Source organism: Nitratireductor indicus C115 (assembly GCF_000300515.1).
Lineage (GTDB): Bacteria > Pseudomonadota > Alphaproteobacteria > Rhizobiales > Rhizobiaceae > Nitratireductor > Nitratireductor indicus.
The window spans coordinates 83,365-103,748 of sequence record NZ_AMSI01000018.1 but is presented as its reverse complement, the minus strand read 5'-3'; the positions used below and the strand labels follow the sequence as shown (position 1 = coordinate 103,748).

Annotated in this window: 19 protein-coding genes; 3 read left to right on the top strand and 16 right to left on the bottom strand. The window is 61.1% G+C overall.

Annotated elements, in window-relative coordinates; all coding sequences use genetic code 11:
* Positions 1-378: 378 nt before the first annotated feature.
* Positions 379-2,310, top strand: a complete 1,932-nt coding sequence (locus NA8A_RS21265) for a M23 family metallopeptidase (protein ID WP_009452476.1) — start codon at positions 379-381, stop codon at positions 2,308-2,310.
* A gap of 236 nt (positions 2,311-2,546) precedes the next feature.
* Here NA8A_RS21265 and NA8A_RS21260 read toward each other — a convergent pair whose 3' ends face one another.
* The 8 genes from NA8A_RS21260 to NA8A_RS21225 form a co-directional block, all read right to left on the bottom strand.
* Positions 2,547-4,040: a L,D-transpeptidase family protein gene (locus NA8A_RS21260; protein ID WP_009452475.1), complete on the bottom strand. Its 1,494-nt coding sequence runs from the start codon at positions 4,038-4,040 to the stop codon at positions 2,547-2,549.
* A 218-nt stretch (positions 4,041-4,258) separates the two neighbouring features.
* Positions 4,259-4,618, bottom strand: coding sequence for an MmcQ/YjbR family DNA-binding protein (locus NA8A_RS21255; protein WP_009452474.1), 360 nt, complete (start codon positions 4,616-4,618; stop codon positions 4,259-4,261).
* Between the two features lie 35 nt (positions 4,619-4,653).
* Positions 4,654-7,272 (bottom strand): ATP-dependent chaperone ClpB, encoded by a 2,619-nt coding sequence (gene clpB / locus NA8A_RS21250; protein WP_009452473.1) that lies wholly within the window; start codon positions 7,270-7,272, stop codon positions 4,654-4,656.
* A gap of 226 nt (positions 7,273-7,498) precedes the next feature.
* Positions 7,499-8,176 (bottom strand): DUF4167 domain-containing protein, encoded by a 678-nt coding sequence (locus tag NA8A_RS21245; protein ID WP_040673276.1) that lies wholly within the window; start codon positions 8,174-8,176, stop codon positions 7,499-7,501.
* A gap of 323 nt (positions 8,177-8,499) precedes the next feature.
* Positions 8,500-9,378: a peptide chain release factor N(5)-glutamine methyltransferase gene (gene prmC / locus NA8A_RS21240; RefSeq protein ID WP_009452471.1), complete on the bottom strand. Its 879-nt coding sequence runs from the start codon at positions 9,376-9,378 to the stop codon at positions 8,500-8,502.
* The gene (gene prfA / locus NA8A_RS21235; protein WP_009452470.1) at positions 9,371-10,450 is read right to left on the bottom strand and encodes a peptide chain release factor 1; all 1,080 of its coding nucleotides are present in this window, start codon (positions 10,448-10,450) and stop codon (positions 9,371-9,373) included. The genes prmC and prfA overlap by 8 nt, the downstream gene beginning before the upstream one ends.
* 40 nt (positions 10,451-10,490) lie before the next feature.
* A complete protein-coding gene (gene ptsP, locus NA8A_RS21230) occupies positions 10,491-12,761 on the bottom strand; it encodes a phosphoenolpyruvate--protein phosphotransferase (RefSeq protein ID WP_009452469.1) in 2,271 nt (756 codons plus the stop codon).
* 74 nt (positions 12,762-12,835) lie between these two features.
* Positions 12,836-14,110 (bottom strand): aspartate kinase, encoded by a 1,275-nt coding sequence (locus NA8A_RS21225; RefSeq protein WP_009452468.1) that lies wholly within the window; start codon positions 14,108-14,110, stop codon positions 12,836-12,838.
* A gap of 224 nt (positions 14,111-14,334) precedes the next feature.
* Between NA8A_RS21225 and ubiG the strand changes: the two genes are divergently transcribed.
* A complete protein-coding gene (gene ubiG, locus NA8A_RS21220; RefSeq protein WP_009452466.1) occupies positions 14,335-15,084 on the top strand; it encodes a bifunctional 2-polyprenyl-6-hydroxyphenol methylase/3-demethylubiquinol 3-O-methyltransferase UbiG in 750 nt (249 codons plus the stop codon).
* Between the two features lie 15 nt (positions 15,085-15,099).
* Here the strand turns inward: ubiG and NA8A_RS21215 are convergent, their stop codons facing one another.
* The 4 genes from NA8A_RS21215 to NA8A_RS21200 are packed head-to-tail and all read right to left on the bottom strand — an operon-like array spanning position 15,100 to position 17,451.
* Positions 15,100-15,525: a DUF1178 family protein gene (locus NA8A_RS21215; protein ID WP_009452465.1), complete on the bottom strand. Its 426-nt coding sequence runs from the start codon at positions 15,523-15,525 to the stop codon at positions 15,100-15,102.
* Positions 15,522-16,388, bottom strand: coding sequence for a carbon-nitrogen hydrolase family protein (locus NA8A_RS21210; protein WP_009452464.1), 867 nt, complete (start codon positions 16,386-16,388; stop codon positions 15,522-15,524). Before NA8A_RS21210 ends, NA8A_RS21215 begins: the two co-directional genes overlap by 4 nt.
* Entirely contained in the window at positions 16,385-16,651 is a 267-nt protein-coding gene (gene grxC, locus NA8A_RS21205; RefSeq protein WP_009452463.1) for a glutaredoxin 3, read from the bottom strand. Before grxC ends, NA8A_RS21210 begins: the two co-directional genes overlap by 4 nt.
* Positions 16,652-16,677: 26 nt before the next feature.
* Positions 16,678-17,451, bottom strand: coding sequence for a ComF family protein (locus NA8A_RS21200; RefSeq protein ID WP_040673299.1), 774 nt, complete (start codon positions 17,449-17,451; stop codon positions 16,678-16,680).
* A 130-nt stretch (positions 17,452-17,581) separates the two neighbouring features.
* Between NA8A_RS21200 and NA8A_RS21195 the strand changes: the two genes are divergently transcribed.
* The gene (locus NA8A_RS21195; RefSeq protein WP_009452461.1) at positions 17,582-18,445 is read left to right on the top strand and encodes a methyltransferase domain-containing protein; all 864 of its coding nucleotides are present in this window, start codon (positions 17,582-17,584) and stop codon (positions 18,443-18,445) included.
* 9 nt (positions 18,446-18,454) lie between these two features.
* On the opposite strand, the gene NA8A_RS21190 is transcribed toward NA8A_RS21195, so the two are convergent.
* From NA8A_RS21190 to NA8A_RS21175, 4 genes are all read right to left on the bottom strand, one after another.
* Positions 18,455-18,622 carry a Flp family type IVb pilin gene (locus tag NA8A_RS21190; protein WP_009452460.1) on the bottom strand — a complete coding sequence of 56 codons (168 nt, stop codon included), beginning with the start codon at positions 18,620-18,622 and terminating at the stop codon, positions 18,455-18,457.
* Positions 18,623-18,701: 79 nt separating this feature from the next.
* Positions 18,702-19,025 carry a hypothetical protein gene (locus NA8A_RS21185; protein ID WP_009452459.1) on the bottom strand — a complete coding sequence of 108 codons (324 nt, stop codon included), beginning with the start codon at positions 19,023-19,025 and terminating at the stop codon, positions 18,702-18,704.
* 158 nt (positions 19,026-19,183) lie between these two features.
* Positions 19,184-19,597 (bottom strand): (deoxy)nucleoside triphosphate pyrophosphohydrolase, encoded by a 414-nt coding sequence (locus tag NA8A_RS21180; RefSeq protein WP_009452458.1) that lies wholly within the window; start codon positions 19,595-19,597, stop codon positions 19,184-19,186.
* Complete coding sequence (locus NA8A_RS21175) at positions 19,597-20,379, bottom strand: GNAT family N-acetyltransferase (protein WP_009452457.1); 783 nt, start codon at positions 20,377-20,379, stop codon at positions 19,597-19,599. The genes NA8A_RS21180 and NA8A_RS21175 overlap by 1 nt, the downstream gene beginning before the upstream one ends.
* Positions 20,380-20,384 lie beyond the last annotated feature (5 nt).

The following is a 20,384-nucleotide window of genomic DNA, read 5'->3' as shown; positions in this document are numbered from 1 at the left end:
CAACGACATTTTCTAAGTTTTTTGAATTTTTTACGACACGGATTTGGCTTTTCCCCTGCACCCCTTGGGAATGCTGGATTCCCCCCCTGGGGATCGTCCACCAACGGTCATATTCGAGTCTAATTTGAGCTCTAGCCGATCAATAAGCAGCATCGGTTCGGTCGCTTTTGGCAGCATTGGTCCCGCCAAAGGCAACTGGCAGGTGCCACCGCTTACGGCACCGACACATGCTGCCTACCGTTCCGAGCGTTGACTTGCGTCGGAGCAGCAGTCAAATTCCACTGCATTCGCGGGCCCAGCGATGCAGAATTGCCGGGTCCGCGAGGGCCCACAGTATATAGAGAACAACAAGGGCCACGCATCGAGGCGCCTCCGGGAATGAACAGCAGCACGCCCGCTAGTGAAACATTAGGCGAAGAAGCCCCCATTGTAGCGGACGGTCGCAGCGGCCCTCCCGACCGCCGTGAGATTTCCGCACGCTGGCTGGTCGGCACATTTCTTACAGGCATCACCTCCACCGTCCTGATGGGGGTGGCGCTCTCGGCTGCCCTGGACGGGCGCCAGCAGCTGGCCACCCCGCCCGAAATCGCGCTTCTGGGCGAGATGGGCAATGACGACATCGGCGCAGCCAAGACATCGCGCCTCGTTACCCCCCGCACGGTGAGTCGTGCCGATGAGCGACGCACCATGGAAGTCTCCACCATGATTCGCAGCGGCGACACGGATGTGGTGCGCACCCTGCCTTTCGTGCATGTGAGAATGTCGCTCACCGCCAACCATCCGGCCACCAAGGATTACCCGCCCTTCGACCCGCTCACCGTATTTGCCGAAGACGGAGCCGCGAGCACCGCCCGCATGGGGCTGATCTACGGCGCCAAGGTGGAAAGCGAGGTGGCGCTCAAGACCGTCGATTTTCCGCTCGACACGGAAACCTTCAATTCCGCGCGCAGCCTGACGACCGAAGAGGTCGAGGTGATGGTGCGCAATACGGGCGCCATCCTCACCGACGGCGCGGTCCAGGTTGCCTCGCTTCATTATGTTGATCCGCAGCGCTTCGGAGAAACCCTCTCCACTCAGGCACTTTCCGCCTTCAACGCCCGCATCGTCAGGGAGAACGTCTCCGTTGCTTCGCGCACGGCGCCGGAGCTCGCTCCGGAATTCGCCGAAGACCTGATTCCCTTCCGCACAGACCGCGCCATTGCCGACGTCTTCAAGCAGGCCGGCTATATCGGCAAGGAAGCCGACGGAATGATCGAGGCGATCAGCAAGCTTCTGAACACGAAGGAACTCAAGGCAGGGTCAATTCTGCGCATCGGCGTGGAAACGGTAGGCGAGAAAAGCCACATCATGCGCGCCAGCGTATATAATGGTAAGAAGCACATGCTCACCATTGCGCTCGACGACCGCAATCAGTTCGTACCGGCGGACGAGCCGGAGGTAAACCCGGTTCTACTGGCAGCTTTGGACCATCCCGCCGCTCCAAGACGCGCTCGTGCGGACCTGCCTCTCGCCTATGACGGCATTTATCGCGCGGCCTATTCCTATGGGCTGACGCCGGAAATGACCAAGCGACTGGTCAAGCTTCTTTCCGCGGATGTCGACTTTCAGGCGCGCCTGTCGCCTGCCGATAAACTCGACGTCTTCTTTTCCGCGCCCGATGCAAATGGCAACGCCACCTCCGAATCGGCCCTTCTTTATGTAAAGGCCAGCTTTGGCGGCCAGGCCCGCACCTTCTATCGTTTCCAGTTCCAGGACGGAACCGCCGACTATTTCGACGACGAAGGCCGAAGCGCCCGCCGTTTCATGCTCCGCAACCCTGTCCCGAACGGTCGCTTCACCTCCGGCTTCGGCATGCGCCGCCACCCCGTTTTGGGCTACAGCAAGATGCACACCGGCGTCGACTGGGCCGCGCCGCGCGGAACACCCATCATCGCTGCCGGCGATGGTGTCGTGGAAAAGGCAGGATGGGCCGGCGGCTACGGCCGGCAGACCATCATCCGGCACAATAATGGCTTCAAGACCTCCTACAATCACCAGAGCGGCATCGCCAAGGGAGTGACGCCAGGCGCCCGCATCCGCCAGGGCCAGGTAATCGGCTACGTCGGCGCGACCGGCCTCGTCACCGGCAATCACCTGCACTATGAAATGATGGTGAATGGCACGAAGGTCGACCCGATGCGTGTGCGCCTTCCCGACAACCGCTCGCTCAAGGGTGAGGATCTGGTGGCCTTCAAGCGCGAGCGCGACCGCATCGATGCACTCCTGAAGGATTCCGAGCAAAATCCCTTCTCGATCGCCTCCGGAAACTAGGGCATTTTGCAGTCAGATGAAATCATCTGACATCCGAACAAATGCGGAAATACAAAGAGAGAGATCGGTTCAGGGTTTCCGTGAAACAGTAAACCGATCTGGGGAAAGAGGCCGGAAGCGCGCCAAGCGAATCTGCAACCAACTGGAATTGACTGGCTTCCGAACGCGGACGAAAGCCAGAAGATGAAGCAGCGCAACGTTTTCATGAAACGGTTGCGCCACCTCGGCCTCGGGACCTACTCCTCGAAGACGACCGGGACACCCGGCTTGACGCGTTTGGCAAGTTCCTCCGCATCCCAGTTGGTCAGGCGGACACATCCATGCGATGCAGTCTTGCCGATCTTTGAAGGATCGGGCGTACCGTGGATGCCGTATGTGGGCTTCGACAGAGCAATCCAGACGGATCCGACCGGCCCATTCGGCCCGGGCGGAATGCGCAGGACCTTGTCATTGGCGCCCTGCTTGAAGTTGATCTTCGGGTTGTAGGTATATTCCGGATTCAGCGCGATCCGCGCCACAGTGTGCGATCCGGAAGGCGACGGTGTATCGGATGAGCCGATCGTCGCGGGGTATGCCGCCATCAGCCGTCCGTCCTCGCCATAGACACGCAATTGCTTGTTTGCCTTGTCGGCAACGATGCGCCCCACCTGCCCGGCAAGCTTCTTGCCCGGATTGACGACCTTGATGATCGAGCCTGCCCGGTTGAAGTTGACCCCGGGGTTGAGCGCGATCAGATATTTCTCATCCATGTGGAAACGCTCAGCAAGCATCTCCGTCACAGACGTATAGGACAACGCATCGAGTTGAGCCTTGTGGCTGTAGTCTGCGGGCACCGAGGCAATGAAAGGACCGGCGGCGTCCTGTGCCGTGATCGTGTATTCCTGGAATGCCGGGCCGCCGGTGCGCTCCAGCTCCGCCTCCACCCAGTCCTTGTCATAGGTTTTCACCGTATCGCCGGTGATCTCGCGATAGGCGCGGATCGCCTTGTTGACGTTGTCACCCATGCGCCCGTCGATCACACCGGGCGAAGCATTGGCCCTGTCGAGCAGAATCTGGATGCGCGCAACCTCCTCGGTTGCACCGGTTGGCGCGAGCACTGCGCTTTCATTGGGCAGCGGCTGCCTGGTCGGGTCCACACGCTGGAAGCTGCCGGTCTGCCCATTGTCGAAGCCGTTATCGGGGTTCATTTCCTGCCGGGGAACAGAGGCCATATCATTGCGACCGCCTGGCGCCGGCAAGGGTGAACGCTGCACCTGGCCATTTCCGCCATACGAGGGCTCCTGTCGGGTGGCGCGCCGATTGTCGTTCCAGTCCGGCTCCTGATAGGTGTCCGCCGGAGCTTGACGGCCATAGGAACGGCGGTCGCGGCGATAGCGCTCGACCTCCTGCGGATCGTTGAAATCATAGAACTCGCCGTTCCATTCACGCAGGCGAGGCTCCTGCCGCTGCCGATAGACCGGCTGCCGCGGCGCCTCTACAGGTGGGCGAATCTCCACGACCCGCCCCGTATAGGCGTCGACGATGATTTCCCGACCCTGCTGATCGACATAGACATCGAAATCATAATTCTGAGCGAGCTGAACCGGCTTTTCGGCGGGCACGGATTGCATTCCCGGAAGCCCACCGCCGCCACGCACCTCCCCCGTTCCCGGATACAAAGAGGTGTCGGACTGACTGGCGAATACGGAAGCCGGTGCAACCGACAGGAAAAGAGCCGTCAGAAAATACAATCTCAAAACCTTTGCCCCTCATTCCAGACAATACAGGCCTCGAACCGCCCCGCCGGCGATTCGCGTTTTGACGAATTCTTCACCATAGTAGATGAACCGGACGTGAAGATGGCAACGCCTGCAACCGCAAACTGCGGAATGAGGGCGCATCCATAAGGGCGAAACGGCCAGGGCCGACCATGGGTTCCCTGCAAGCCCAGAGGATTGACCAATGTGATCTATGCGTCTTCGAAACCCAGTTCCCGCCGCAACTTGCGGGTCAGACCCGCAGCGACAAGACGATGACTTTCGGCAAGATAATCGCCGAGCGCGGCATCATCCATGGCCTCGGCGCTCTGGCGCTGTATCCATTTCATCCCGCGTGAGGCGAGATAAGGAGCAGGCCGCAGGCCGGGCTGTTCCTTGAGAATATCGTAGGCGAGCTCGGAAACCTTGAAGGACACGTCGAGAAAATCGCCACCTGACCCGATGGCAAACACCTTGCCCCCCACTTTCCAGACCTGTGAACCACCCCACTGCACCACATGCGAGGCATGGGGAAGGGAAGAACAAAGCCGGTTAAAGGCGTCGACCTGCATTCTTCCCTCCCCATTTCCTGTTCTGCCTAAATCCGTCAGGCTGCCTGTTCGGCCTCATCTTCCGGCTGCGTGCGCTGCGGTCGGAAGTTCAGCCTGTCGGAACCTGCCGTGACCTTTACCGTCGAGTTGTCGAAAATCTCGCCGCTCAGGATTTTCTCGGCCAAGGGGTCCTGAAGTTCCTTCTGCATGACCCGCTTCAAGGGCCGCGCACCATAGGCAGGGTCATACCCCTTGTTGGCCAGCCATTCGATCGCATCATCGTCAAGCGAGAGGCTGATCTTGCGGTCGGTCAGGAGCCTGCCCAGCCGTTCGAGCTGGATATGGACGATCTGGCCCATGTCCTGACGGCGCAACCGGTGGAACAGGATCACCTCATCTATACGGTTGAGGAATTCGGGCCGGAAGGCGTTTCTGACGACGCCCATCACCTCGTCGCGAACCTTGTCGACATCCTCATCCTCGCCGAGATTGACGAGATATTCCGCTCCCAGATTGGAGGTCATGACGATCAGCGTGTTGCGGAAATCCACGGTCCGGCCCTGACCATCGGTCAGACGCCCATCGTCGAGGACCTGCAGCAGAACGTTGAACACATCGGGATGCGCCTTCTCGACCTCGTCGAACAGGATCACCTGATAGGGCCTGCGGCGAATGGCTTCGGTAAGAACACCGCCCTCCTCATAGCCGACATAGCCGGGAGGCGCGCCGATCAGCCGGGCAACGGAGTGCTTCTCCATGAACTCGGACATATCGATGCGCACCATCGCCTGCTCGTCGTCGAACAGGAAGTTCGCAAGCGCCTTGGTCAGTTCCGTCTTGCCCACACCCGTGGGGCCGAGGAACATGAATGATCCGATCGGCCGGTTCGGGTCTTGCAGGCCCGCACGAGCACGCCGGACCGCCTTGGAAACGGCTTGCACCGCCTCGCCCTGGCCGACGACCCGCTTGGCGATCTCGTCCTCCATGCGCAGAAGCTTTTCGCGCTCGCCTTCCAGCATCTTGTCGACCGGAATACCCGTCCAGCGCGACACCACATGGGCCACATGGTCCGGCGTCACGGTCTCCTCGACCATTCCGCCCTTGCCGTCGTCGCCCTGAGCTTCGGCTTCGGCGAGCTTCTTCTCAAGTTCGGGAATGCGTCCATAGGCAAGCTCGCCCGCACGCTGGAATTCGCCACGGCGCTGGGCAATGGCAAGTTCGTTGCGCGCTTCGTCGAGCTGCCCCTTGAGGTCAGCGGCAAGGCCGAGCTTATCCTTCTCGGCAGCCCACCGGCTGGTCAGCCGGGCCGATTCCTCTTCAAGACCGGACAGTTCCTTTTCAAGCTTGGTCAGGCGATCCCTGGAAGCATCGTCCTTTTCTGCCTTCAACGCCTCACGCTCGATCTTGAGCTGCATGATACGTCGGTCAACCTCGTCCAGCGCCTCCGGCTTGGAATCGACCTGCATACGAAGGCGCGAAGCAGCCTCATCCACCAGGTCGATTGCCTTGTCGGGCAGGAAACGGTCGGCGATGTAACGGTTCGACAACGTCGCAGCCGCCACCAGTGCGGAGTCCGAAACACGCACCTTGTGGTGCTGCTCATACTTCTCCTTCAGACCGCGCAGGATCGAGATCGTGTCCTCGACTGTCGGTTCATTGACGAACACAGGCTGGAAGCGCCGGGCCAGGGCAGCATCCTTCTCCACATATTTGCGGTATTCGTCGAGCGTCGTCGCACCCACGCAATGCAATTCGCCGCGCGCCAGAGCCGGTTTCAGAAGGTTGGAAGCATCCATTGCCCCGTCCGACTTGCCGGCCCCCACAAGCGTGTGCATCTCATCGATGAAAAGGATGATATTGCCGCTCGCCGCCGTCACTTCTGACAACACCGCCTTCAGGCGCTCCTCGAACTCGCCGCGATATTTCGCACCGGCAATCAGCGCGCCCATATCGAGCGCCATCAGCTGCTTGTCCTTGAGCGATTCAGGCACGTCGCCGTTCACGATGCGCAACGCCAGTCCTTCGGCGATGGCCGTCTTGCCGACGCCGGGTTCACCGATCAGCACAGGGTTGTTCTTGGTACGCCGCGACAGGACCTGGATCGTCCGGCGGATTTCATCATCGCGGCCAATTACCGGGTCGAGCTTCCCGGCACGGGCATCGGCGGTCAGGTCGCGCGCATATTTCTTCAGCGCGTCATAACCCTGTTCCGCGCTCGCCGAGTCTGCGGTGCGGCCCTTGCGGATATCATTGATGACCTGATTGAGGCCGGTCGCGGTAACACCCGCCTTGGCGAGAATATCGGCCGTTTTCGCCGATTTCTCGACGGCCAGAGCGGTCAGCAGGCGCTCCACCGTCACAAAGCTGTCGCCAGCCTTCTTCGCAAGCTCTTCAGCGATGGCGAAAACCTTGGCCAGGGGCTGGGCCATATAAAGCTGCCCGTTACCGCCTTCCACCTGCGGCATGGCCTTGAGCGCAGCGTCCACGGCAAGCCGCACATCCTGGGCACGACCGCCTGCGCGTTCGATCAAGGAAGCGGCAAGCCCCTCCTCGTCATCGACCAGCACCTTCAGAAGATGCTCTGGTGCGAACTGCTGATGATTCCTGGAAAGCGCCATGGTCTGCGCAGACTGGATGAAACCCCGAACGCGTTCGGAATACTTCTCGATATTCATATGTGTCTCCACTTCCATGCCGGCCCGCTGTGCGGCACCGGCGATGTCTAAGGTGACGGACCCCCTACCAGCCGGGATGAAGTCGATTATCGCGACCGATCACAGGCAGGTCCAGTTGAATGGGATATGGGGAGCGGAAGGGAAGCCGACAAGGAAGGAACAAACGAAAAACGGCGGGAAATTCCCGCCGTTCAAAACATTTCGACAATGCCGTTGAAAACAGGTCTCAGCCCTGCGCCACAGCCTCTTCGGCAGGAGCCGCTGCGGCCTCGCCTTCTTCGGTGTTGCGGGTGCGCGGACGCCGCGTGCGGCGAACAGGCTTTTCGTCGCCTTCAGCCTCGGGCGTGCCCTCGGCTTTCGCTGCGGCGGGACGAGGGCGGCGGCGCGGCGCGGCCTTTACCGGAGCAGCATCTTCGTCGCCATTGGCGGCTTCGTGCGCATGGCCATTGGTCTGCCCCGAATTGGAATTTCCATCCGTAAGCGCGAGTTCTGCCGGCACGCCCTCGATGTCAGGCTGCGGGCCGGAGCCGTCATCAACGCGCGCAGGCTGCTTGCGACCGTTCACATTGGGGTTTTCGGAGGCTTCACGCTCATCGCTGTCATCCTCATCGTCGTCGCGCTGGTCGCGCGCACCCTGCTGCTGCTGGATCTGCGCCTGCGCGGCAGCGATGATGCGATTGTAATGTTCGGCGTGCTGAAGATAATTCTCGGCCATAACGCGATCGCCGGAACTCTGCGCATCGCGCGCTAAAGTCGCATATTTGTCGGCGATCTGCTGCGCTGTTCCGCGGATTTTTACATCCGGGCCATTGCTCTCATAGCTACGCGCCAGCGGGTTTGGTCCCTTGCGGTTATTGTTGTTACCGCGACCGCGCATACGCCTGTTCTGCTGTTGTGGCCTCATTCGACTCTCTTGGTTTTCGAGACTGCTTGTTGAGACAGTTGGTTAGAAACTCGACCCTCGACGCGGCGGGGAAGGCGGGAAGCCAGCAGTCTCACATCTCCCCTCGGCCTCACGCTGCGCATGTCCTGCGCACAGGGCCATCCTGTTCCGCTTCATGTCAGTTGCCGGACAATCCCCGTAAAGAAGCCTAGGCGTCCAAAACGCCACCCATGACAGCCAGTCCTCGGGAACCGAATCGATAACGGCGCTGCCAGCTTCGTCTCATCCGGTAGCCGGAAACTAGCCGCATTCGATTGCGATGCCAAGTTTTTTTTCATTTCCATTCACGGGGTCTTTTCAGCGTGAAAAATCAACGCTCTGTTATGGCCGGCAAGGTCTTTGGCTGCAGTCGCGCGCCGAAACGCGCACGCTTTGAAGACCCGCGTGACGGCTTCTTTCTGATCGTATCCGATCTCCACGGCCACTCTTCCACCCGTCGCGAGATGCCCATGGCACCCCTGGGCAATGGCCCTGTAGGCATCCAGTCCGTCCACCCCGCCGACAAGTGCCTTGCGGGGATCGAAATCGCGCACTTCGCGCGACAGGGACTTCCAGTCATGTTCTCGTATGTAAGGCGGGTTCGACACGATGAAGTCGAAACGTCCCTCGATTTCGGAGAACCAGTCGGACCTCAATCCGACAAAGCGCCCGCCTACCCCATTCATATCGGCATTGCGTCGCGCCGTTGCAAGGGCATCTTCCGAAATATCCGCGCCGATGGCGCAAGCCGAGGGCAGCGCACTGAGCAGGGCAATAGCAATCGCACCGCTTCCCGTCCCGAGGTCCAGAATGCGATAGGGACGGTCCTCCCCGCCCTCCTGCCGCGCTTCGCCCAGCACAAGATCGACGAGAATTTCAGTATCGGGGCGAGGCTCCAGCGTCTCGTCGGAAAGACCCAGCGTGAGACCGTAGAACTCGCGCTGCCCCATGATGCGGTGCACCGGCATGCCCAAAATGCGGCGCGCCAGCGCCTCATCCAGCGCAGAGACGCTTGGCGCGGCAATCTCCAGCTCAGGCCGCACGAGAGCATCGGTTCGCGATGACTTGGTAAAATGCTCGACCAGAAGACGCGCATCCAGAGCAGCATCCTCTATACCCGCCTGCGCAAGACGTGCGCGCGCCTCGGCGTGAAGCATGCCAAGCGTCGGACGAGCCTCAGCCATCCATACCCGTTTCCGCAAGGAGCCTGGACTGATGATCGGCGATCAGCGCATCGATCAGTTCGTCCAGCTCACCCTCGATAACGCGGTCGAGCTTGTAAAGCGTCAGGTTGATACGGTGATCGGTCACACGCCCCTGCGGAAAATTGTAGGTGCGGATACGCTCCGAACGGTCGCCGGACCCCACCTGCAGACGCCGCGCTTCCGAGCGCTCATCAGCCGCTTTCATGCGCTGCATGTCGAACAGGCGCGAACGCAGGATCTGCATCGCCCGCGCACGGTTCTGATGCTGTGACTTCTCCGCCTGCACCACGACGATGCCGGAAGGAATATGCGTGATGCGCACGGCCGAATCGGTCGTATTCACGTGCTGGCCGCCGGCACCGGATGCGCGCATCGTGTCTATGCGGATATCCTCGTTGCGGATTTCCACGTCGATCTCTTCGGCTTCCGGCAAAACCGCCACTGTCGCCGCAGAGGTGTGAATGCGGCCCTGCGCCTCGGTGGCCGGCACACGCTGCACACGATGAACGCCGGATTCGAATTTCAGGCGTGAGAACACCCCGCGCCCTGAAACCGTGGCGATGATTTCCTTGTACCCACCTGCTTCGCCCTCGCTGGTGGAAACCACTTCCACACGCCAGCCCCGGTCGGCGGCGTAGCGTTCGTACATGCGAAACAGATCGCCTGCGAAAAGAGCAGCCTCATCACCACCCGTGCCGGCGCGAATTTCCAGAATGGCGTTTTTCTCGTCCGCCTCGTCCTTCGGCAAAAGAAGGAGCTGCATCTCAGCGCTCAAGGTCTCGAGCCGCTCTTCCACCGTTTCCAGGTCGGCTTCCGCAAGCTCCCGCATCTCGCGATCGGTGGAGGCATCGTTCAGCATGGCCGTCAGATCGGCAAGCTCGCCTTCAGCCTGCTTCAATTCACGGATCTTGGCCGCTACCTCCTGCAATTCCGAATATTCGGATGCAAGCTTGACGTAGGTTTCCGCATCGGGGCCAGCCGCCATCTGCGTCTCGATGAGTTCGAAACGTTTGAGCACTTGATCCATACGATCACGCGGCAGTTCGGTCATTGGCGGAAAAGCCTGTCGGTTCTAGAGGGTTCGGTTGATTCTAAAGGGGGATATCGCGGCTCTCGGCGAATTGCCGAAGCAGCGCGCGAATATCGGTGGATGCGCTGTGCTTGGCAAGAGCTTCCTCCATGAGCGCCGAAAGCTCATGGAGCGGCAATTCACGCAACATGGCCTTCACCGGACCGATAGCGGCCGGCGCCATGGATATGGAACGGTAGCCGATGCCCAGAAGCGCCATCGCGGAGACAGAGCGGCCGGCAAGTTCGCCGCACAGCGTCACCGGCGTGCCCGACGCCTCGCCCGCCTTCACGATCTGGCGTAGAAGACGCAGGAAAGGCACACTGAGCGGGTCGAAGCGATCCGCGATCCGCGTGTTGCCCCGGTCCGTCGCTGTCACGAACTGGAAAAGGTCGTTCGAGCCCACCGACACAAAATCGACCGCCTGCATCAGCTCGTCGAGCTGCCACAGGAGAGAGGGAACCTCGATCATGGCTCCTAGTTTCAGCCGCGTCGGCAGATGATGGGCAAACCGCGACAAGTGCCGCACTTCCCGGTCGATGACAGCCCGCGCCTGCCGCACCTCGGCCACTTCCGTCACCATGGGCAGCATCATGCGCAATTCGCGCCCACCCGCAGCCTTCAGAAGTGCGCGAATCTGCGTGCGCAAAAGGCCGGGCCGGTCGAGCGTAAGCCGGATCGCCCGCCAGCCCAGGGCCGGGTTTTCCTCATTGTGCGAATCCTTGAAATAAGGAAGCACCTTGTCGCCACCGATGTCGATGGTGCGGAAGGTGACCGGCTTGCCGTCCGCCGCATCCAGCACTTCCCGGTAAAGCCGTTCCTGGGCTTCCACACGCGGGAAAGCAGCAGCCACCATGAACTGCAGCTCCGTGCGGAAAAGGCCGATTCCATCGGCGCCCGACTGGGCGAGCTGCGGCAGGTCCACCGCCAGCCCCGCATTCATCATCATGTCGATGTGAACGCCGTCCTTGGTTTCGGAAGGTTCATCACGCAATTCCTGATAGTGCTTCTGACGCCGGGCGCGGAAACGGACCTTTTCCGCATAGGCCGCCTCGACATCGCCCTGCGGACGCAGATGCACCTGCCCATCCTCGCCATCGACGATGATGGCATCGCCATTCTCCGACATGGAGACGGCGCCTTTCACCTGCCCCACGGTGGGCAAACCGATGGCGCGCGCAACGATCACGATATGGCTGGTCGGAGCCCCTTCCTCCAGCACGAGGCCGCGCAACTTCTGCCGCGGATAATCGAGCAGCTCGGCAGCGCCCATGGAACGCGCGACGATAATCGCGTCCTTCGGCACGATCTCGGCCAGCGCATCGGGCCCACGCCCCATCAGCTGGCGCAGCAGCCGGTTTGCCAGGTCGTCGAAATCGCTCATCCGCTCACGCAGATAGGGATCAGTCATATGCAGCATGCGCGCCCGCATGTCGCTCTGGACTTTCTCCACCGCCGCTTCCGCCGTCAGCCCGTTGTTCACCGCCTCCTGAAGCCGGCGCACCCAGCCCCGGTCATTGGCGAACATGCGATAGGCTTCCAGAACCGCCCTGTGCTCGCCCTCGAAAGCGACATCGCGGCGCGAAAGCATGTTGTCGATGGACAGGCGCAACGAATCGAGCGCCGTTTCCAGCCGCTGAAGTTCTTCGTCGCTGTCTTCGTTGAACAGTGCCGTGACCACGATGCGCGGTTCATGCAGAACCACATGCCCCAGCCCGACGCCTTCGTTGAAGGGCAGGCCGTTAAGGCTAACGGGGCGGCTCATGTCGAGTTCGATGCCCGGTCGCGTCAACCGGGCGAGATCGCCAGTCGCGATCATCTCCGCGATCACCATGGCGACGGTTTCGAGCGCTTCCACCTCGTCTTCGCGATAATGCCGCATGGTGCGGTTCTGCACGACGAGCACGCCCAGCGTGCGCCCGGCCCGCAGAACCGGGACACCAAGGAAGGAGTGATAAATCTCCTCCCCCGTTTCCGGCAGATAGGCGAATGCGGGATGCTTCTGCGCATCGGAGAGATTGAGCGGTCGCGCACTGGCGGCGATCGTGCCGACGAGGCCCTGCCCGAGACGCAATTGCGCCAGATGCACGGACCCGGGGTTCAGACCTTCGGTAGCATAAAGCTCAAGCATCGAATCGGCGCGCAGAACGTAGAGCGAGCAAACCTCGGCAACCATATTCTGCGCGATTTCGCGCACGATGCGATCAAGACGCTCCTGTGGCTCGAGCGCCTCGGCCATAAGCTCGCGCAAACGCCTTAACAGCACACGTGGACCACCAGCAGTGTCTCGCATTGAACCCCTCTCCATTGGCTTTTCCGAAATCCCGCCACCCGCGGGACAAAAGCCAGATTCGGGTTTTTCTTTGTCTACTGCTTATCGAGACCGTAGACGGAATGCAAAGTCCGGACGGCCAATTCCGCATAGGGACCGTCAATCAGTATCGAAATTTTGATCTCCGAAGTCGTGATCGCCCGGATATTGATGCCCTTCTCGGCCAGCGCCTTGAAAGCCGTGGCGGCAACGCCCGCATGGCTTCGCATGCCGATGCCGATCACCGAAACCTTTACCAGCCCCGCTTCCGACTGCACAACATCGAAACCGACCGTGTCGCGCACCTTTGCCAGAACCGCCAGCGCCTTGTCGAGGTCGCCGGAAGGAACCGTGAAGGTCATGTCCGTGCGCGAACCGTCCTCGGAGATGTTCTGCACGATCATGTCGACATTGATGTTCGCCTCGGCCAGCGGGCCGAAGATGCCGGCGGAAACCCCCGGCCTGTCGGCCACGCGGCGCAGCGATATCTGGGCTTCGTCCTTGGCGTAGGCGATGCCGGTGACGACTTGCTGTTCCACGATTTCATCCTCATCGCAAATGAGCGTTCCGGGCGGGTTTTCGAAATCCCCCATCCCCGGCGCGTCGGGATCGTCGAACGACGATCTAACAAAGGTTCTGACCTTATGCACCATGGCAAGCTCGACGGAGCGAACCTGCAGGACCTTGGCCCCCAGCGAAGCCATCTCCAGCATTTCCTCGAAGGAAATCTTGGGAAGACGACGCGCGCGCGGCTCAATGCGCGGGTCGGTCGTGTAGACGCCGTCCACATCCGTATAGATGTCGCAGCGATCTGCCTTGACCGCCGCCGCCACCGCCACAGCACTGGTGTCCGAGCCGCCACGGCCGAGCGTCGCCACCCGGTTGTCGGGGCCGATACCCTGAAAGCCTGCAACGACCGCAACCTGCCCCGTGCCCATACGGCGCACGATCTCGCTTCCGTCAATGTCGAGAATGCGTGCAGCGCCATGCGCATTATCGGTGTGGACCGGTATCTGCCATCCCTGCCACGACCGGGCATCCACGCCCATCGATTGCAGCGCGATAGCCAGGAGCCCGCTCGTCACCTGCTCGCCAGAAGCCACGATCGCATCGTACTCCCGCGCATCGTAGAAAGGCGTTCCCGATCCCGCCGTGCGGGCCATGCTCTGCACCCAGCCCACCAGCTCGTTGGTCTTGCCCGACATGGCAGAGACCACGACGGCAACCTCGTGACCGGCGTCCGTCTCGCGTTTGACGTGACGCGCCACATTATGGATGCGGTCGATATCGGCGACGGAGGTTCCGCCGAACTTCATCACAATGCGCGCCATGGGAACGAAGGCCTTTATCCGGAAATTCCAACCGCCTGGGAGGGCGGACATAATGGTCCCGGCGGCAGTAGCTGCCGGGCGTCGCGGCTTCCATACCCAAAAGCCCCGTCATCTGCAAGCAATGTGACAGTGCGCCCGGTGAGACAATTGCCGCCTTGACAATCGGTCCTCCACGCACGACTTCATGGCAACGAAAGCCCGGCAACCGATACACAGGCTACCCCATGTCCGAAGCTCGACAGACGACTATCGACGCGCGCGAAATCGAGCACTTCTCGGCCCTCGCGGCGGAATGGTGGAACCCGACAGGAAAATTCGGGGTTCTGCACAAGTTCAACCCGGTCCGCCTTGCCTATATCCGCGATCATATCGCGGCCCATTTCGGACGCGATCCCCATGCTGCGAAACCGTTCGACAATCTGAGGCTTCTCGATATCGGCTGCGGTGGCGGCCTCCTGTGCGAGCCCATGGCCCGCCTTGGCGCGCAGGTCGTCGGCGCCGATGCCTCGGAGACCAATATCGAAGTGGCAAAAATCCACGCGGCCCAGAGCGGCCTCGACATTGATTACCGCGCGACCACCGCCGAGGCCTTGGCCGATCAGGGCGAAAAGTTCGACATCATCCTCAACATGGAAGTGGTGGAACACGTTGCCGACGTGAACTTGTTCCTGTCGAAATGCGGGGAAATGCTGAAACCGGGCGGCCTGATGTTCGTCGCCACCATCAACAGGACCCTCAAGGCCTGGGGGCTGGCGATCATCGGCGCTGAGTATGTGTTGGGCTGGCTTCCGCGCGGCACGCATCAATATGACAAGCTGGTGCGCCCGCAGGAGCTGGAAAAGGCCCTTGGCGCTGCCGGTGTGCTCATCACGGACCGCAGCGGCGTTGTCTACAACCCACTTGCGGATCGCTGGCAGCGCTCAGGCGACATGGACGTCAATTATATGGTCGCCGCCACCAAGCCCGCTGCCTGACGGCTCTCCTCGAAATCAGTTCTGGTCGTCGGGAAATACCGGCAGCGGCATGAATTCGACGCCTTCGTCGACGAGCGATTTCGCCTCATCGGCCGTCGCCTCACCGTAAATTCCGCGCACTTCGGTTTCACCGAAATGAATCTTGCGCGCTTCTTCGGCAAACTTGTCGCCCACATAATCCGCGTTCTCGCGCACCTTGCGCGACATTTCCTTGAGCTGCGCGAGCGCCTTCTTTTGCTCCTCGCCCATGGCGAGTGCGATCTGTTCCCTGCGCTTGCCTGTGGAAACCGCTGGCGCCATCAACGCTTTCTCGACGGAGATCGATCCGCAATGCGGGCAGGAAACCAGATGGCGCTCCTGCTGGCCTTCGAAATCGGCACTGTTGCGAAACCACGCCTCGAACGTGTGGCCACCATCGCAGATCAGATTATAGCTGATCATGATGCCTTACTCCGCGCCGCGTCCTCCGCCGCGCCCACCTGCTTGACGGTAAAATCGCGGGCATTCCTCAGATTGGGCACCTTGCCGCGCGCCGCTGCCACCTCCGAAATGTCGAGATCGGCAATCACCACTTCAGGCGCGTCGCCCTCCGCTTCGGCAAGAATGCGTCCCCAGGGATCGACGATCATCGAATGACCGAAGGTTTCGCGCCCGTCCTCATGCTTGCCGCCCTGAGCAGCCGCAATCATGAAGGCGCCGTTTTCGATGGCGCGCGCGCGGATCAGCACGTGCCAATGCGCCTCCCCGGTCTGGCGGGTGAAAGCGGCAGGCGCGGTAAGTACCTGCGCACCGGCCACCGCCTCCGCCCTGAAAAGCTGCGGAAAGCGAAGGTCGTAGCAAATGGCAAAGCCCATGCGCCCGAAGGGCAAATCCGCGACAACAGCAGCCTCGCCCGGCGCATACGTTGCCGATTCACGCCAGCTTTCACCATGATCGAGATCCACGTCGAACATATGGATCTTGTCGTAGGTGGCGATGAGATTTCCTTCCGGAGAAAAAAGGAAAGCGCGGTTTGCGACACGGCCATCGGGCAGTGCAACCGCCGTCGACCCGACTTGGACGTGGATCGACAACTCCCTTGCCAACGCCTCGGCCCGCTCGGTGATCAGAGCACCGCGCGCACCTTCGATGCGTTCCAGAAGCTCCGCCCTGCTGCGCACCAGAGCACCGGTCATTTCCGGGCTTTGCACATATTGCGCACCCTTGTCCGCCGCCTCGCGCACCAGTGCCTCGAATGCAACCGCATTCGCTTCCGGTTCTGTTCCGGAGCGCATCTGCAAAGCGGCAACGCGTATCCCGGTCATGCCTGCGTCTCCGCAAGAAGCGCGTCGAGTTTTCCTGCACGCTCCAGCGCGTGCAGCTCATCGCTGCCGCCCACATGCATATCCCCGATGAATATCTGCGGGAAGGTCGCGCGACCGTTGGCGCGCTGGATCATCTCCTGGCGCAGTTCCGGCGAGAAGCTCGCATCGTGCTCCGTATAGGCAACACCCTTCTGTTCGAGAAGGCGCTTTGCAGCGGCACAATAGCCGCACATCATCCGGGTATAAATCGTTACGTCAGCCATGCTTCGTATCCGTTCACAGTCGCTGCCTATATAGGGTTTCCTTCATCTGGCCGAAAGTCCCCCGGCAGCACCCGCGCAAAGGTCAGAACGTCGACCCCGGTTGCCCCTGCGCGCCGGAGCGCGCGGCTTGCAGCGCTCACCGTCGCTCCGGTCGTATAGACATCGTCGATCAGGAGCACCCTGCGCCCCGCTATGGTGACGGAGCGTTCTGTTGGCACGTGAAAAGCACCCCGCACATTGGCTTCGCGTTCGCTGGCCTTCAATCCCACCTGCTGGCGTGTCTTGCGCACACGCACAAGCGTTTCAGGCTCGTAATCGAGGGCAGCCAGACGCGAAAGCGCCCGCGCCAGCTCCGCCGACTGGTTGAACCGCCGCGCGAGGAGACGCCGCCTGTGCAGCGGAACCGGCACAACCGCCGGGTTATCACGGACAAGCTCTGCTCCGGCCCGCAGCATCCACCTTGCCATCCAGGGCGCCAGATCGGTTCTGTCGCGAAACTTGAGCGATTGCACCATCTGCCGGGCGACATTTTCATAGATGACTGCCGAGCGCGCCCGCGCGAAGGGCGGAGGATTGGCGATGGCTTCGGCGGACAGGATTTCGTCTCCCAGGTCCACCGAGAAGGGTGTTCCCATGACCGCGCACCACGGTTTCTCCAGAAATCGCAGGCGCGGCCAGCAGGTCGCACACAGCGTGCCTGGCTCGGCGACCAGATTGGAGCAGCCAAGACAAACCGGCGGAAACAACACCTGCTGTGCCCATCCGAAAAGCGAATGCCTTATTCGCGCTGTCCCGTTCACCGCCCTCGCCTCTGTCGTTGCTATAATTGCCTCTTTGCCAGCATATTCATTTTGTGCGATGCGCAAATTCAATAATTCGCAGCGTTCTTTGGGACCCATAATGGACGCTGCAATCAATCGCAGGTGAAATATGGAAGCCCTCTTCGACACGGACCTGATCATCGCGCGCAAGAAACGGGCAAAACAGCACACCGATGAAGGTGCTGCATTTCTCATGAAGCGCGCGGCCGAAGATCTCGCCGAACGTCTTTCCACCGTCGACCGGCACTTCGAAAAGGCTGCGGCCATCTTCTGCCTCACGCCTCATGCGGCTGATGCCCTGAAGGAAAGCGGCAAGGTCGACACCGTAAGCCGGGTGGAAGCCGATCCCATTCTGCTCGATGGCGAAGGGGTCGTTGCTGCTCCGGAGACCTTGCCTCTCGAGCCGCAAAGCCTTGATCTCGCGGTGTCGTTGCTGACCCTGCATGAGACCAATGACACACCGGGAATGCTTGCCCAGATCAGAAAGGCGCTCAAGCCCGACGGTCTCTTCCTGGGCGCAATGGCCGGTGCGGGAACCTTACAGGAATTGCGCGAGGCGCTTCTTCATGCCGAGACGGAATTGAGTGGCGGCGCTGCACCTCGCGTGAGCCCGTTTGCCGACATACGCGATGTGGGCGGCCTTCTGCAGCGCGCGGGCTTTGCACTGCCCGTGGCCGACCTTGAAACGCTCACCGTTCGTTATGCAAACATGTTCGACCTGATGCGCGATTTGCGGGCCATGGGTGCCACCAGCGCGCTTCGCGCAAGATCGCGCAAACCTGCTTCGCGCGCGCTTTTCATCCGTGCCGCACAGATTTACGCAGAGCGTTTCGCCGACCCGGACGGCCGCATCAGGGCGACCTTCAATATTGTCTGGATTTCGGGTTGGGCGCCGCATGCTTCGCAGCAGAAGCCACTCGCCCCCGGCAGCGCCAAAATTTCCCTGAAAGATGTGCTGGAGAAGAAGGGTTGAACCAGCCAGCTATTGACCGATAGCGTTCATATCGTCGCCAACGCGCGTGAAAAGCCCACGCACGGCCGTGCCGGTTTGCCCGACCCCGACCAGAATACCGACGCTGATAAGCCCGGCGATCAATGCATATTCAATGGCCGTGCTACCCGACCTGTCCGCAAGAAACCGCTTCAGCATCGCTTCATCACCCCCTGTGAAGTCGGTCGACGCTAACGGATAAAAATTAAGAATTCTTAAGAGCGGGTTTTGCGCTTCGTTAACAATCGCCGCTGCGCGTCCCGTTTTCGCGGATAATGCAGATGGATTCGCGACTCGGCTGGAGAACACTGCGCCGCACCGTATAGGTATTGTTGGCGCGCTTGGTGGAAGCGGTTGTTATCGGATCGATGCCGAAGGGCGCGCCGAACTGCGCCAGCGTATTCTTCGAGCGTTTTTCCACGACGGGCGTCAGGATCAGGGCCAAGGCAACGGCTGCTGACCCGAAAAGCAGAGCGATCCGGATGGCGCCGGTTCCAGCAGAATTCAGCCGGTCGGACCAGACGTCCCGTTCATCCTGTTTCCAATCCGCATCGGAAGCCATGAGCACCCCCTGCCAGCCACGCATAATCGGCACGCATCAGGCCGCCGATCCCCGCCTTAAAATTTTCATCTTTGCGTAAAGGAATGCTTAAGCCTGCAACTGGAAAGTTGCCTGCAGCACGGGCTTGCGCCCGTCGACGGCGTACCCGGCCGGACGACTTAAAGAAGATCGATGAGAAACGGGATCAGAGGTGCGTCGGCTGGCGGCATCGGATAATCGCGCATGTCGCGCGGGCGCACCCATTTCAGCCCCTGCCCTTCACGCGGTTGCGGTGTGCCCCAGAAACGGCGGCAGACATAGAGCGGCATCAAAAGATGAAAAGCCTCATAGGTGTGGCTGGCAAAGGTCAACGGCGCAAGACACGCCGTTCGGGTCTCGATACCCAGTTCCTCCTCCAGCTCACGCACCAGCGTTTCTTCAGGCGTCTCGCCCTGCTCGACCTTGCCGCCTGGATATTCCCAGAGCCCTGCCAGCGATTTGCCTTCCGGGCGCTGGGCCAGAAGCACGCGCCCATCGGCGTCGACCAGCGCACAGGCCGCGACAAGGAGGATAGGGCGTGCTTCTTGCGACATCAGGATTTCTTCTTCTTTGTCCGTTCGGCCACCTGCGTGCCCGGCTGCCGGTAATGATAGCGATAGGCCTCGCGAAACCCCAGGGACTTATAGAGTCTGAGCGCAGCCTCGTTATCCGCTTCCACCTGGAGCCAGGCCATCTCCGCCCCGTGCGAGCGCGCCCATTTCAGAGCAGAAAGAAGCACCCTGCGGCCAAACCCCTTGCCACGGCGATCCGGCTGCGTCGCGATCTCGAACAAGCCCGCCAGGCTGCCATCGCGCACGCAGATGGCGGTGGCGATCGGCTCATCGCCCTCCTCGAGCACGAACAGCCCGGTTTCGGGGCGTATGGCCGCGATCACCCTGGAAAGCCCGCTCCTGAGTGTCTCCTCATAGCCATGCACCTTCAGCGTGGCATTGACGAAACGCTGGGTGTCCTTGAGAGGGATCTGATCCATCGCCTCCCCGAGCGGAGCGTTCTCCAGATCAAGCGACATGACGATGGATTCGCCAAAGGTCCGCCAGCCTGCCTCATCAAGATAGGTGGAGATGGCGCCCGCGCAGAGCGGCGACACGCGGAAGGTCGGCACGCGTCCATAAGCCTCGAACTGGTGCACGGCGCGCTCCACCCGTTCGGCAATGTTCCTGTCATCGCCGGGGTCGAGCGGATTGACCGAATTCAGACGTTTGGACGGATGGCCGGCAGTAAGGCGGAGAACCCAGGTGCCGTCATAGGAAACGGTTTCGGCCGGCCACGCACGCAGGCCTCCGGCCTCAAAGCGGCGGATGGTCGCGAAGTCCATCTCTA